The 13,974-nt window shown below is 39.2% G+C and carries 13 protein-coding genes; 3 read left to right on the top strand and 10 right to left on the bottom strand.

Annotated elements, in window-relative coordinates; translation table 11 throughout:
* The first annotated feature begins 469 nt into the window (after positions 1-469).
* Positions 470-1,531, top strand: coding sequence for a M20 family metallopeptidase (locus EV146_RS19715; protein ID WP_132009921.1), 1,062 nt, complete (start codon positions 470-472; stop codon positions 1,529-1,531).
* A 20-nt stretch (positions 1,532-1,551) separates the two neighbouring features.
* Here EV146_RS19715 and EV146_RS19710 read toward each other — a convergent pair whose 3' ends face one another.
* The 3 genes from EV146_RS19710 to EV146_RS19700 form a co-directional block, all read right to left on the bottom strand.
* A complete protein-coding gene (locus EV146_RS19710) occupies positions 1,552-2,733 on the bottom strand; it encodes a hypothetical protein (protein ID WP_132009918.1) in 1,182 nt (393 codons plus the stop codon).
* A gap of 137 nt (positions 2,734-2,870) precedes the next feature.
* A complete protein-coding gene (locus tag EV146_RS19705; RefSeq protein WP_241993980.1) occupies positions 2,871-4,118 on the bottom strand; it encodes an HD-GYP domain-containing protein in 1,248 nt (415 codons plus the stop codon).
* A gap of 143 nt (positions 4,119-4,261) precedes the next feature.
* On the bottom strand, positions 4,262-5,512 hold the full coding sequence (locus EV146_RS19700) for an ATP-binding protein (RefSeq protein WP_158287151.1): 1,251 nt from the start codon (positions 5,510-5,512) through the stop codon (positions 4,262-4,264).
* Positions 5,513-5,828: 316 nt separating this feature from the next.
* On the opposite strand from EV146_RS19700, the gene EV146_RS19695 reads away from it, so the two are divergent.
* Positions 5,829-6,893, top strand: a complete 1,065-nt coding sequence (locus tag EV146_RS19695; RefSeq protein WP_132009912.1) for a GGDEF domain-containing protein — start codon at positions 5,829-5,831, stop codon at positions 6,891-6,893.
* A 199-nt stretch (positions 6,894-7,092) separates the two neighbouring features.
* Positions 7,093-7,311, top strand: a complete 219-nt coding sequence (locus EV146_RS19690; RefSeq protein WP_132009909.1) for a hypothetical protein — start codon at positions 7,093-7,095, stop codon at positions 7,309-7,311.
* 414 nt (positions 7,312-7,725) lie between these two features.
* Here EV146_RS19690 and EV146_RS19685 read toward each other — a convergent pair whose 3' ends face one another.
* The 7 genes from EV146_RS19685 to EV146_RS19655 all read right to left on the bottom strand — a co-directional run bounded on the left by EV146_RS19685 (position 7,726) and on the right by EV146_RS19655 (position 13,906).
* Positions 7,726-8,151, bottom strand: a complete 426-nt coding sequence (locus EV146_RS19685) for a VanZ family protein (RefSeq protein WP_132009906.1) — start codon at positions 8,149-8,151, stop codon at positions 7,726-7,728.
* The gene (locus EV146_RS19680; protein ID WP_158287150.1) at positions 8,148-9,302 is read right to left on the bottom strand and encodes an acyltransferase family protein; all 1,155 of its coding nucleotides are present in this window, start codon (positions 9,300-9,302) and stop codon (positions 8,148-8,150) included. Before EV146_RS19680 ends, EV146_RS19685 begins: the two co-directional genes overlap by 4 nt.
* A 270-nt stretch (positions 9,303-9,572) precedes the next feature.
* A complete protein-coding gene (locus EV146_RS19675; protein ID WP_132009900.1) occupies positions 9,573-10,565 on the bottom strand; it encodes a nucleotidyltransferase family protein in 993 nt (330 codons plus the stop codon).
* Between the two features lie 38 nt (positions 10,566-10,603).
* Positions 10,604-12,397: an ABC transporter ATP-binding protein gene (locus tag EV146_RS19670; protein WP_132009897.1), complete on the bottom strand. Its 1,794-nt coding sequence runs from the start codon at positions 12,395-12,397 to the stop codon at positions 10,604-10,606.
* 18 nt (positions 12,398-12,415) lie between these two features.
* Entirely contained in the window at positions 12,416-12,796 is a 381-nt protein-coding gene (locus EV146_RS19665) for a signal peptidase I (RefSeq protein WP_338419223.1), read from the bottom strand.
* A 64-nt stretch (positions 12,797-12,860) separates the two neighbouring features.
* Positions 12,861-13,127, bottom strand: coding sequence for a PqqD family protein (locus EV146_RS19660; RefSeq protein ID WP_132009891.1), 267 nt, complete (start codon positions 13,125-13,127; stop codon positions 12,861-12,863).
* Complete coding sequence (locus tag EV146_RS19655; protein WP_132009888.1) at positions 13,127-13,906, bottom strand: hypothetical protein; 780 nt, start codon at positions 13,904-13,906, stop codon at positions 13,127-13,129. Before EV146_RS19655 ends, EV146_RS19660 begins: the two co-directional genes overlap by 1 nt.
* Positions 13,907-13,974 lie beyond the last annotated feature (68 nt).

The following is a 13,974-nucleotide window of genomic DNA, read 5'->3' as shown; positions in this document are numbered from 1 at the left end:
TTCAAGATAACAATTCATTCATTAAGGTACCAGCAGCATACTTTTTGGCAAATCCTTTTACCTATTTACATAAATAAATATAGTTTAAGCTTCCTCTTAAAAGAAAGAAGCCTATTTTTCAGTTGTTTTCACAGCCTGGACACAGTTTTTACAATAAATCGATGCATAACTGGAAAAAATCGATCATTAACATAGAACAATTCATTTTTTAATTATCCTCAGCAAGGTTCTAAGGAGGGTACGCAGATCTCTTCTATCTGCCCTTTATCTTCTTTTTCCCAGGGATTATCCATGTAATTTTATTTGCACGGCGACGGTTATAGTTATTAAACTTTGAACCGGATACAATACATAGTTAACCGGATATTCCTTGTTTTCAAAATCCAACCCACTTAATTGACCCTAAAATGGTTGAAAAGCCTGCCTTGTGGTATGGACTAATGAAGACCTTTTTAGAGGAGGCTGGATTATGGAAGACGTCAAGACTTTGCTGAGAGAGATGCTCCTCATTGACAGCTCCCATATCGACGGAGCCAACCACACGGTCGATTTCTGCTGTCAATGGCTGAAGGAGCATGGACTGCAGACACTGGAACTGGAGAACAACGGCTATAAAATGCTGCTTTGCGAGATCGGCAGCGGGGAAAAAACGATTGTATTTAACGGCCACGTGGATGTGGTCAGCGGCAAGAAGGATCAGTTTATCCCTCGCGAAAAGGATGGACTGTTATTTGGCCGCGGGGCTGCTGATATGAAGGCCGGTGTAGCCGCCATGATGTGCGCCCTGGCAGAGCTGAAGGACGAGCCCCTTGGAGTGAAGATACAGCTGCAGATCGTTTCAGATGAAGAGGTTGGCGGCTACAACTGTACGGGATATCTTGTAGAGAACGGCTACACCGGCGATTTTGTCATCTGCTCGGAGCCTACCCAGCTGGGAATTGCCCTTCAGGCAAAAGGCGTACTCCATCTCGATATTGATATTAAGGGTAAACCGGCCCACGGAAGCCGACCATGGGAAGGCGAAAATGCCATCATAAAAGCCTGCAGGCTGCATAAACAAATACTCAAGCTTCCATTTATGAGCGAAAGCTCCGAGTTTTACCCTTACCCATCCGTGAACTGGGCAAAAATCAAGGGCGGGGATGTCTACAATAAGGTTCCCGAAAGCTGTACAATCTCGTTCGATATCCGGTATCTGCCCGGCCAGGACGCAGATACGATCACATCCCAGATTCAAAGCATCACCGATGGAGAAATTACTGTAAAGGTTGCGGGGCCGCCGGTTGAAACCAAAGAGAACGATGAGTTCGTAAAAAAACTCAGTCCCATTGTTGAACAACATACCAAGCACCCTGTCGAATATTTCGGACAGCACGGCGCAGCGGATACCCACTTTTTTGCTTCGAAAGGCATCCCGGCCATTGAATTCGGGCCGAGCGGTGCAAACTGGCACGGCAATGAAGAATATGTAGTGATCAGCTCGCTAAATACTTATAAGAATATGCTCGTGGATTACGCACGAAAATGGTAAAGACAGCTCTACAGCTGTCTTTACTGGTTTAAGCGATATTTTTTCGACCATGAATAAAACAACAGTCCAAAGACGAGGATAAATTGCAGCAAAAAGATCAGCGCATCCCAAAACAACAGGGTGCCGGGGTGATGACTGAGGCCCGTGTAAATATAGGACCCGGCAAAAGCCAGCTGCGGAACCGAATAAGCCGCAGCAAGGACCAGTGTAATAATAACCCCCAGCAGATAAAAAACAGCATATGGGCGAACCAGCTTCTCCTCGCCTGAAAAGGCCTCGGTGTACGGTTCACCGGGCAGAAAGGACAGTGTGTTCTTAAGGAAACTTTGCCCATTCTCCATCAAATTATAGCAGCCCGTTTTATTTTCAAGCACATAGTAAAAGTCTGTTTTCATGTAGATGCAGAACTGATAGATGATGCGAATGACCGTATTAAGCACCACCACCCCGGCGATCCCCATAATCACTTCATCATCACTAAACACCAACTTCGCTGCGAGCGCTGCCAGCAGCATGACAGCATCAAAATACAGCCCCGCAAGATACAATCTGTTCCTTTTTTCGGGAGGAAGCGACCAAACCCGGCTCATATCCGTTTCCAGGACCACGAACACAAGCCGGTGCCCAAGCTCAATCCTTGTCGGCAAACCCTCCGAGCGAACCGCAAGTACATGGCCCATTTCATGGACAAGCACCAGCAGAAACGTCACAAGCAGGACAGCAACGATATTGTACATCATTAAATCAAACGGGAAGATATCCTGATATCGAGGCCAAAGCTCAGGCCGGACAAGAAAAATAACTACGCAAAGAATCATTGCCCCAATATACCCTCTCGTCATGAACGAGTTAAAAAAGAACTTGCCGACCCGAGGGGAAATCCAGTTAAAGCCTTCAGGCTCTCCACGTTTCTTTTCCGTCCGGGGAACCTCCTCCCCATCCACGCTTTTAACAAGGCCCAATGCAAAAAGCTGCCCTGCAAAATCAGTCATATCAACCTCTTCATCAGGATATCCGGAGGTCAGCACAGCCTCAATCTCGGAAAGCATCTTCCCCTCATTAATCATTTCAATAGCATCTATGCAAATCTTCGGCATTTCATAAAACTCACCCGAAGAGAGGTCTTCCACAATATAGTTTTTCTTGTCTTTGCGGATGTGAAGGGAGTGAAGAGTCAACTTGGAATATGCGCCTGTCTTCATAAGTTAACCGCCTTTTTATTAAAAATAGGGATGCAAAGCTTATGCCCGCATCCCCTTTTTCCATCAGGTTTTCCCATAGCCCGGTAACAAAACACACCACCAGCAAGTTGTTTTCACTTTTTTAAGCTTGCGGATCTTCATTCGGACACCTCCTTCCCATTAACATTATGTTGAAGGGGGGCTTCATCGGCCCATTTATAGGACTGATGGAACTTAACCCAATCAGGAAAGACTGTTTGAAACACTTCTACCAGTTTCGGATCAAACTGGGTTCCTTTTCCCTCAATAATCCGTCTATAAGCATCATCCAGGGCGAGCGCATTTCGGTAGGATCTGGAGGAAGTCATCGCATCAAAAGCATCAGCAATGGCCACTACTCTCGCCAGCAACGGAATTTCCTTCCCTGACAGCTGTTCAGGATACCCCTGTCCATCCCAGCGTTCATGATGATATTTAATCACATCGATATCCATCTTCAGCCCGTCAACCTTTTGAATGGCTTCAGCACCACTTACGGGATGAGTTTTAATTACTTCATATTCTTCAGGTGTCAGCCGGGTCGGTTTCATCAAGATTGAATCAGGAATGTTAACCTTTCCAATATCGTGCAATAAACAAGCATAATTAAATGCATTTAATTCATTCTGAGAAAACCGATTCAATGCCGCAGCAAGCGATTTGGCATAAAAGGCGACTCTTTCACTGTGCCCTCTTGTATAAGGATCTTTTAATTCAATGGTGGCGATTACGCCTCGCACAATTCCAGTTAACTGATTATTATAGGAGGTCTCAATCGCTCCCACATAGACTTGAAATCTTCTTAAAATTATATAGGACACACCTGATATAACGAATACCAATGATAAAGGAAACAACGCTTCGGAAGAATGGAACAGCAAGCCGGCAACTCCATACTTCAGCCCTATTCCTATGGAAACAAACCAGAAGAAGTGGCTGTTGACAAAAATAGGGGCAAACAAGACCAAAACAACTTCGACAACATTTCCACTTTGGTACTCCATACCGCTGTTGAAATATATATAAATTTCATTTAATAGAGCTATACACAAATAACTAGCTACAAAAACATATTTTACAAGAAATAATTTACCCTTTTTTACAAGAATTTTAGAAACAGGCAGAAGGAGAATCATCAATATATAAATAACATAATTCCAGGCACTTAAAGATGCAGAATCCTCATCTCGATATGGAATATAAATAAATTGAAAATAAAACTCATATAAGAAAAAGATGATATAAAACATTCCAAGGAACCATTTGAGCGTCCGATTTTCTGTATTGGTTAACGCCTGATCGTTTAGCATCCCATCCATATTAATACCTCGCGAGTTATTCGTTTCATTATATTCCTTTACGTTCATATCGCCATAATTTCTCATAAGTTTACAAAATCCTCTTCTTTTTAATAAAAATGAGCCTAAATACCTATATGTAAATCGTCAAAAATCGACACATCTTCCTCATTATAAACCAAAAGGACTATCATAAAAATAGACCTTTTGGTTTAAATATTGTTTGAACCAACTATCGGACCTGCAGGCAAGGAGACATCCACGGTTGTCCCCTTGTTCTTAACGCTTTGAACTCCAATTTTGCCGCCATGCTCTTCAATAATTTTTTTTGTCACCATAAATCCAAGTCCCGTTCCGTTTTCCTTCGTCGTATAAAAAGGTTCACCAAGTTTTTCGATTTTATCACTTGGAATCCCAACCCCTTCATCCTTAATGGAAACCACCAATGAGTCTTTGGCAGCTTGCACTATTAAATAAATATTTCCCCCATCTGGCATGGCTTCCACTGCATTTTTGAGGAGGTTGATAAAAACCTGTTTTAATTGATTCTCATCACACAAAATAGGCGGAAGATCGCGGTCCTTCTGAATATGAATCTCGACTCCCTGCCTTACTGCTTGCGGTTTAATGATAGAAACGACATAATGAATAATATTACCAATTTCTGCTTTATTCCTTGTCGATCCATTGGGTTTTCCAATAATCAATAGATCCGAAACAATCATATTGATACGGTCAATCTCATTCAGCATGATTGGATAAAAGTTATCTTTAGACATATCTTTTTCCTGCTGGAGCTGTGTAAAACCTTTGAGAGCAGATAAAGGGTTCCTGATTTCATGAGCAATCGAGGCTGCCATTTGCCCAATCACAGCAAGGTTTTCCTTTTGACGGGAATTTTCATATGCCTTAATCATTCCATTAATGTAAGAATTAAAACGCGTTAGCAAGATATATCCTACGATGGAGAAAAACAGCAGCAAGACTACCGGCAGAATTAAGCTGGGACTTTTAAACAGCAGTCCATAAACAATGTATTTCAAGATCATTCCAATTGATACCAGCCAGAAGTACCCTTTATTTACAAACAAGGGAGCAAAGAGGACAATCAAAATTTCAACTATGTTCCCGGTCTTAAATTCATTACTGGTTCCCCAATAACGCAGGATACTATTAATAAAATCAAGAACCAAAAATGAAAAAAAGTAAATATATTTTATGGAAAAGGGGTTCCCTTTTTTTGTAAAATAATAGGCAACCAGAAGCAAAAGAAGGTGGAATAAATAAGGGAAATAGCCTAACCCTTCATCTGGAACTCCCATTTTCCGCTCTATAAATAATGGCAGAACATAATAATAGATGAAATCATATCCAAAATACATGAAATAAAATAGATACAAATATAATTTTGTCGCTTTAATTTCCTCTATTTTTAATGCTTCTACCCGGGTATGATCAATCATGTTCCAAGGCTCTCCTTTAATCATCGATACCCTAAAGTTATATCGATATAATGTTTCTTTTTTTAATATCGGCCATTTTCGTTTGACCTTTATTCAAATCATAAAAGTTTAAGATATACTGCAAGACAATCATTCTATTATAAACCCGATCTCATAATGTTACCAAGTACAGAAACTCTTTTTCCTGCATATGGAGCAGCTGTGTCTATTTACCACTATTCCAATCATCATTTTATAGCATTAGGTAAAAAGTCACAAATCTGACACGGCGGATTATACATTTTTCTATCAAAATTAGAACTAGGAGGCACCCGAAGTGGTCCAGGCCATCCTCTCCAATCTGGGAATACTTCTTCTCATGCATTTGATGATCAACACATGTCTGTATTTAAATCAGACCAAAAAAATTCATGATACTCTTATCCCGATCATCCATATTGCCATTGTGACAGGAACAGTCATCACGATGTTTTATTTTCCGATAAGCTACCATGGACTGAAATTCGATTTTCGTTTAGTCCCGCTGATTTTCCTGGCTCTATTTCATGGGTGGAAATATACGGTTCCGGTTGTTCTCCTTGTTTGCGCGTACTTCAGTCTGGCCGAAGGATACACGAATTTCCAGGAACTCATATTTACGACCGTTTTTCCGCCATTGATGGCAGTGCTGTCTTATCCGCTTAATGAAAATAAAATGGACTACCTAAAAACGTTTTGGATCATCGTCGTATCGTGGCTGGTTTCAGACCTGGCGATCGTTCTCGCTTCACCTAACGGACTAGCCATTTTTCGGGAACTCGTCTTAATCCGAGCAACTTCCATCCTGCTATGCTCGTATATTTTATATTTCTTTATTTACTCCGGGACAGCCCACCTTCAGCTGACGAAGCAGCTGCAAGTATACGCAGAAAGGGATCCGCTGACGGGCCTGTACAACATGAGGAAATTCGAGAAAGTCCTTTCTTCCTTCGAACCCGGTTCAAAGAAAATGTTTATCGCCATGGTGGATATTGACCGTTTTAAAAAAATAAATGACATGTATGGCCACCAGGTCGGGGATCAAGCCATTTACAGCGTAGGAGATATTATTTGCCGGAAGCTGCAGAAGGACATGTTCGCTGCCCGGTATGGCGGAGATGAATTCATTATCTTTATTGCTGCCGAAACTCGGGAACAAGCGGTAGACCAACTAGAGGAAATCCGTTTGGAGATTGACAACCAATCCTTTTTTAGAGGACACAGAGAAATTTCACTGCCCATTTCATTGTCTATTGGGGTTGCGGAATTACTGCAAATTCCTGATTTGAAGTGTACGATCGAGCAAGCCGACCAGCAGCTTTACAGGGCGAAGAAGATGGGAAGGAATTGTGTTTGTGGGTGAGGGGGTATAGATACCAAATGACAGGGCTTAATTAGGCAATAAAATTTATCAAATGACGATACAAATCCCCCCTTTTTTAAAAAAGGGGGATTTATGCTTTAAGCTGATTTTCGGATATATATAAATTCATATTTCACCTTTGTTCTATTTTAAGAACAATATGTTTGTTATATAATTAAATAAAAGGTGGTGAAAAAAGATGATTAAGGAGCGAATTGTAAAACCACAAGTATTAAGCCATACTCCTATTAGATTTGAAACACAGATAAGCGGAAGTACAAATAAGCCATTTCCTGGATTGGGTTGGGGCGTCGATGGTATTCCTGCTAAAGAGCGTGGTGAATTTCCAGGCGGAGGGGCTACAGGGGGTGTGTTTCCTGGAAAAGGGAAAGGTCCTAAAACTGGAAGACGCCCTTAAAGGTTGTAGGAATTGCTTAAAAACATTTCAAAATAAAGAGGCGGGTGGAAAGTTTTACTTTTCACCTGCCTTTTTCTATATTAACTGAGTCCCAGAAGTGGATTGGTTACTATTTATATGGCAAATGAAAAAAGCAACAGTTCCTTTATTTAACCGCTAGTTTAAACTATGGCATCTATTACCTAAGTTTTTAAACCCTTGATGTCTTTTGGAATAAACTTAAAATCTTTCAAGGCTCGTCCCAAATCCCCCACAACTCGATATCCTATGGCATTCCCTTAAACTTAGAGATTAAGGGATTTGTAATTTTAGTAATTATTGTTTAGTCACTAAAGTTACGACCATACTCATTACAGATCATACTATTACACAGCCTAAAAGGATTCCATTCAAACACAAATATTATTGTTCAATTCACTCCTTGGTTACGTCATAAGAAAGATTCTTACCCTTGCTGTCAGCGAAATACCTACGGGCAATTACTAGAAACAAAAAAGCTGCCAAGGAGTCCAATAACACATCAGACACTAATGCTGTTCTCCCGGGAACCAGGGATTGATTATATTCATCAGCTATCGCAAACAGAGTTGTTACTCCCAAAGGCAAGAAGAAGAACCTCCGTTTAAGCATAAAATAAATAATAACCGCCAAGGTACCAAAGATAAACACATGGGCACCTTTCCGTACGAAGGCATTTAAGACTTCAGCCTGGTTGTAATCAAGCCCAAACAGAATCTGAATGTACATTAATGTATTTTCGCCGTTATAGAATCTGGAAGAGGCGAATGCAAAAATGATTATACACCATATGCCCACTAGTAGAATGTAGCGTTTTTTCATGCTGACACTTCTTCAACCTGTTTGGTTTTATCGATCCACTGTTTTGTTAAGTATTTCCCAAATTTAATTGATTGCTTTTCAATAAGATGATACATGAGAGAAGCTAACATTAGCGAGGCAGCAAAAGCCACTACACATACTACCCATGTTGGAAGAACATTATATAAAAGATGGAAACTAGAAAATAATACAGGTAGATGAATTAAATAAAGACTATAGGAAATTTTACCGATGTAATTCACTAACTTTTTATTTAAAATTTCCGAAAAAAAATTACCTGAAATGGCAAACATTATAATAATACTGGCACCAATCGAAGTAAACCAAGTGTCAATTACCGCCCTTAAAAATGGGTCAAACCCGGGCTGTATTATATTTAATATAAAGGAAGGATGGGCATACAAAAATAAAATTACTCCAGTAAAAAACAATAAGCACTTCTTTGGCATATTAAGCTGTAATAGATGCTGTTTTAAAACAGTATGATACTTACTCAATAGAGCACCTACAACAAAGATTGAAGAATAATGTAGTGTAGCATAAAGCTCCGTTCCCAAAAACTGAGCTTCAAATACTATTGCATAAACGACACTTATAATTGACATACTAATACAAAACATAATACTCTTCTTAATATTTAATCTTATTAAAATAAACATAATTAGGGGAAATACAAGTGAAATTCTCATTTCATGAACTAATGACCATACCACATTATTCAAATTACTAGTAAAGGTTGATATTAATAAAAGATGTTCTTTAAAAGTAAATAGCGTAAATGGCTGCGACCAATTAACGTTAAACCATTGAGATAAGCCAATTATCTTGTTAGTAAAAAACAACTCTCGGAGTACTAGTGTAATAATAATAGCTGATATATAAGGGATATAGATTCTACATAATCGTTTTATTGTATATTTTCCATAGCTGAATCTTCGTTTCGTATAAAAGGGCAACGATAATACAAATCCACTTAAAACAAAAAATAATGTTACTGCTTCAGAACCAGCAACAGTAAATCTTAATGGTCCATATTCAAACAACAGCGTAGTGACATATGATGAATTGAAGATTAAGAGCATATGACCGAATAGAACGGATAATGCAGCTAATCCCCTTAATGAATCTAATTCTTCAAAACGTTTTTCCATACGACATCCTCCTGCATCTATGCATACTATCCTATTTAACTTACGCATAAGTTTAGAAACCCTTCATTTGGCCTTAACCATTCTATCTATTTCTTAAATGCTTTATAAAAGACATATTTAAGTATAAATACTAGTAATTAATCCCTGGTTTACTTTACACAAATAGGAAACCGACTTTAATAACGTTAAAATAAACAATACTGGACAGATAGAAAAGACAATAAAGACAATAAAGACTTTTACTCGGTGAAAAGTGCGTATAAACTTTTGTTAATTTTTTGTTTTAACCCACTTCACTAGTTCCTGAAGCCTATGTCCCGCAGTATCATAACTTAAAAATTGGTAATCAATAAAATCCATATACCTTTTATACTTTTTACCTCCAAACCCTTTTTTTGCATCATATTCTAAGTAGCTGGTTGACCGCTTATACGGAAATGGTTTTAACTCTTCTACAAATGGACACTCTTGATAAACAACAGAAAGGGTTCTAATCATTCTTTTTAATGTTTTATGATTATTAGCATCTTGCATAAGCCTTGAATAATCAATTTCATTTCCAATCTTATGGATCAGCTGAATGATATCCAAATAATATTTAGGAGAATCAAGGTTATGCCTCCAGCCATGGATACAAATCATGTAGAAGGTGTGATAATTCGATAATTCCCTAACATGTACATGTGTATCAACCGGGAGTGACTCGTCCCAAAATTTATTTATTTCAAATGATGCAGTACTCTCTTGTAATAGATTCCAATGAATTTCGATAGTTAAAGGTATCTTGGACCATGTTTGTATCTTACTAAAGCTGGTATGGAAGTGGTCTTCAATTCCAGCGTGTTCAATGTCAAATCCCAATGATTTAATACACTCAACCGCATTGTTTAAATCTTGAGGTTTGATCAATAGATCAATATCTGAAGTGGGCCTAGCACCAAGGTGGTTAAAGTATTTTTCAGCGAATGTAACACCTTTTAAAGGAATCACATCAATACCCACTTTCTCAAAGGTTTCAAGTATAATTTCAAGTTCGCTTTTAATAAACATATTTAAATAAAGTGATTGCGAGAAACGTGCCTTTAATTTTTCCCGGAAGAAATCTGGGGTCTGATTTAATCTATCTAGCATTTTTAAATGAGAGTAAACTTGAGGACCAACTACTAGGAAATCCTTGTCCTCCAATAATTGTTGGTAAAAATCTTGATCATCTGGTAATATATTTGACTTATTAAATAGGGTTTTTAAAAACTCTAAACTCACTTCAAGCCCTCCTATATTTTAGTGAATTTTGAAACTAGTTATTTTTCTTTTTTGGCCAAAATATTATAATGTAATTTTTTGTATAACCCCGTTTGATTGATTAATTCATAATGGTTTCCAAATTGATCAATTCTCCCTTCTTTCATAACAATAATGAGATCGGCATCTTGAATTGTAGATAGTCTGTGCGCGATGACAAGTGTTGTCTTGTTTTTCATTAAGTGATCCAAAGCTGTTTTCACATGGTACTCTGTTTCACTGTCCAAGGCGGAGGTGGCTTCATCCAATAGCAGAATAGGTGCATCCTTTAAAATGGCCCTCGCAATGGCCATTCGCTGTTTCTGTCCGCCTGAAAGCTTAATCCCCCGCTCTCCAATTGCAGTATCATATCCAGCTGGCAAGGAAGCAATAAAGTCGTGAATTTGGGCTTGTCGACAGGCTGTAACTATATCAGCTTGTGAAACATTTGGACGGGCAATCATTAAATTCTCCTTAATAGTTCCACCAAATAAAAAGGTTTCCTGTGGTACATGGGCGATAGCACTTCTCAATTCTCCCAAAGTTAAATTATCGGTGTGCTGCCCATTGATCAAGATGTTCCCCGATTGCGGCTGATAAAATCCCTGCAATAAATTAAACAAAGTTGTTTTCCCTGCACCACTTGGTCCGACGAACGCTACAACCTTTCCTTCAGGGATATCCAAAGAAAACTTATCGAAGATCTTCTTATTCTCATCGTATCCAAATGAAATGTTCGAGAATTTTATAGAGTGGATCTCTTGAACCATTGGAGTATACGATGGCAGTTCTAGTGATGCTGCTGGCCTCTCCAACAGGTTAATCAGCCTTTCAATAGCTGTAACCGACCTTTGGAATCCTGCCCACTGTCCCGCAATCCCGGTTAAGGGGGAAACAAGATAGCCGACTAAGTTCGTAAAAGTAAGCAGAGAGCCAACCGTCATGCTGCCTTTAGATACAAAATAGGCACCAAGGCACAGGCTAACTAAAAACACCACTGAATTGATTAGATAACCTCCGGAGTAATACCACCCTTGCAGCTTCGCATTCTCCAATTCCAATCTAAAGTATTCTTTATTCTTTCGTGAGAAATGTTTGAATGTGTTCTTTTCTAAGGTAAACGAACGAATGACCTGAAGACCTTGGAAGGTTTCAGCCAAAAGGCTATTGACCGTTGCTACAAGTTCATGCAGCTTTCTTCCATTCCGTTTGAGCAGCAACCCAAATACGGCGCCAGCTGCAATCGCAATCGGAGCAATAACCACACTGATTAAACATAAGACCCAGTTGATTTGAAATAAATAGATGAGGACGGCGATATAAACTAAAGGAAGCCGAATAAGACTGATCAAGCTGCCTCCGATGACTCCATCTACCGCATGGATGTCATTGTTGAAATAGGACAGAAGGTCTCCGGAGCGAAGACTTGATGTCTGGCCAGCGGGCAAGCGGAGGATATGATGAAATAAATGCTCTTTTAGTTCATTCTTCACACCATTTGTAGCAATCGTCTCGAAGTAAATATCGCAAAAATTAGAAGTAATACTTATTAGGGTCAACCCAATCCCTATCGGCATCAACTTTTTTAATTCTTGAAAGTCACCATGAATCGCAGCATTAGTCAATTTGCCAAAGAACCATGCGAAAGCCAATGTAAAAAAGATATCCACGGCCAATAATGAAAAAAGGACTACATAAGCCTTCCACTGCGTTAAGATAAACGGCTTTAACATCCGAAAGGTTTTAGGAAAATCTTCCGTTATAAAATATGGTTTAATGATTCGAGTGAGTTCTTCTTTTGTTTGTGCAATCATAGAGGACACTCCAGTGAATTAAAATTGGTAGTGCGTCTTGCAATTTAAGTATTTTCGCAAGATCCCAGAAAGAGCTGGTATCGCAATCACAAGCTTCCCCCACAGGTCTAAAGCAAGACCATTAGAGTGAACATCCCGATCACCCTTTTGAATGGAGACTAGTTTTCCAATGATCTGATGTTCTTTAATTGGGGCATCAAATCCAAGGTTGGTATCTCCCTTTAAATAGAAGTAGCTCGTATCGTTCATGAATTTCATTTCAACAAAACGGTGGGCAATGATCTGGCCCGTTTTCGAGTAATATAAAACAACGTCTCCCTTTTTCATTTCTACAGCCTGGCATGAAACAAAACGGCACAGATTCCCTTGCTGGATCAGGGGGAACATGCTGTTCCCCATAGAAGGAAGAATAAGATATCCATCCTTTTGGATAGTACTTTTAAAAAGTTCAACAGTCGACTGATCAAACAGCATGCTGAATCAGCCCATATTCCATTAATTCATATAAAAAAGCTTCAATATCTTCTGAAAGATTGTCACTGGCCCGCCCGAATTCTTGTTCAATTGCCTGGCACAAAGAATCTACTGTTTGGGCATCTTTCATCATGGACCAGCAAAAACCGCCGATTTCATTAAGCTTTGTCACAGTGTATTTATCAGTATTTAAAACAACCCACTCGCCGTCAAATTCAGCAGTCTCATAGTCATTTACTTGAATGTACTGTACCATTACGAAATCAACTCCCAAAACGTATTATCCTTTTTAAAATAAAGCTCATATACCGGGACATTGCTGACCAGGGTTTTAAGCAAGCCCATCACTTTCTTTGATTCTTCCGGACTGTGTGCCCAGTAAAATACCTTATCCACCAGATTTATAAGGGCATCTGTCTTTTTTAGTTGTTCGCGTTTATTTTGGATAGACTGATGCAAAAGCTGGATGCTGGCTAAAGGAGCTGCTTGACCATTTCCCTCAGAATTGAGTTCACTTCTGAATGGTGAATCAAAAATGGTTACATTATCGCTGGTGATTTTAACAATCGATGCTTCATCGGATAAAAGTTCTCTTGGCTCCGACAGACTGGCTGCTGTAGACTTCCCTGCTCCAGAATGGCCGGAAAAGATATGGGCTTTTCCTGTCTCTACAGCACAGGAGGAATGAATCAACAGGCCCCAGTTGTGGTAAACAATATATGAGCTGTACAGATTCATAAGGGCGTGTTTTAATGCCAATTCATCGTGCACATAAACTATCGCAGATTTATAGTCTAAAGATGCTTCGATTAAATAGTCGGCGCGTTGAAAATTGACTGTTTTAATTCCTTTTAATACTCTTACTTCATAATTTGTAAATGGATTGCCATAGCCCTCATGGATTGTAATATTTAAATCTACTTGTGCTGCATTTTCTTTTACAGTGAATTGTCTCTTAAAGAAATTCATTAGATTAAGGGATGTACAGCTTACCCTGGCTGAATGGTCACCTATTTGAAGTTGTAGTTCTTTCATTACGAACTCCTTATGTTTTTCGAAGACAAGCCAATGGATTTCACCACTGGCCCCTCCCTTGGATTTTA

Origin of the sequence: Mesobacillus foraminis, from assembly GCF_004340465.1 — a bacterium.
Classification (GTDB): domain Bacteria; phylum Bacillota; class Bacilli; order Bacillales; family Cytobacillaceae; genus Mesobacillus_B; species Mesobacillus_B foraminis.
This window is presented reverse-complemented; position numbering and strand designations above follow the sequence as displayed.

Bases quoted from the DNA above. Each gene is read 5' to 3' on its own strand.
- EV146_RS19665 (WP_338419223.1), bottom strand. From the start codon at position 12,796: ATGGGGAACAGCATGTTCCCCCTGATCCAGCAAGGGAATCTGTGCCGT.
- EV146_RS19700 (WP_158287151.1), bottom strand. From the start codon at position 5,512: ATGATTGATCATACCCGGGTAGAAGCATTAAAAATAGAGGAAATTAAA.
- EV146_RS19670 (WP_132009897.1), bottom strand. From the start codon at position 12,397: ATGATTGCACAAACAAAAGAAGAACTCACTCGAATCATTAAACCATAT.
- EV146_RS19705 (WP_241993980.1), bottom strand. From the start codon at position 4,118: ATGAACGTAAAGGAATATAATGAAACGAATAACTCGCGAGGTATTAAT.
- EV146_RS19710 (WP_132009918.1), bottom strand. From the start codon at position 2,733: ATGAAGACAGGCGCATATTCCAAGTTGACTCTTCACTCCCTTCACATC.
- EV146_RS19690 (WP_132009909.1), top strand. From the start codon at position 7,093: ATGATTAAGGAGCGAATTGTAAAACCACAAGTATTAAGCCATACTCCT.
- EV146_RS19685 (WP_132009906.1), bottom strand. From the start codon at position 8,151: ATGAAAAAACGCTACATTCTACTAGTGGGCATATGGTGTATAATCATT.
- EV146_RS19655 (WP_132009888.1), bottom strand. From the start codon at position 13,906: ATGAAAGAACTACAACTTCAAATAGGTGACCATTCAGCCAGGGTAAGC.
- EV146_RS19715 (WP_132009921.1), top strand. From the start codon at position 470: ATGGAAGACGTCAAGACTTTGCTGAGAGAGATGCTCCTCATTGACAGC.
- EV146_RS19680 (WP_158287150.1), bottom strand. From the start codon at position 9,302: ATGGAAAAACGTTTTGAAGAATTAGATTCATTAAGGGGATTAGCTGCA.
- EV146_RS19660 (WP_132009891.1), bottom strand. From the start codon at position 13,127: ATGGTACAGTACATTCAAGTAAATGACTATGAGACTGCTGAATTTGAC.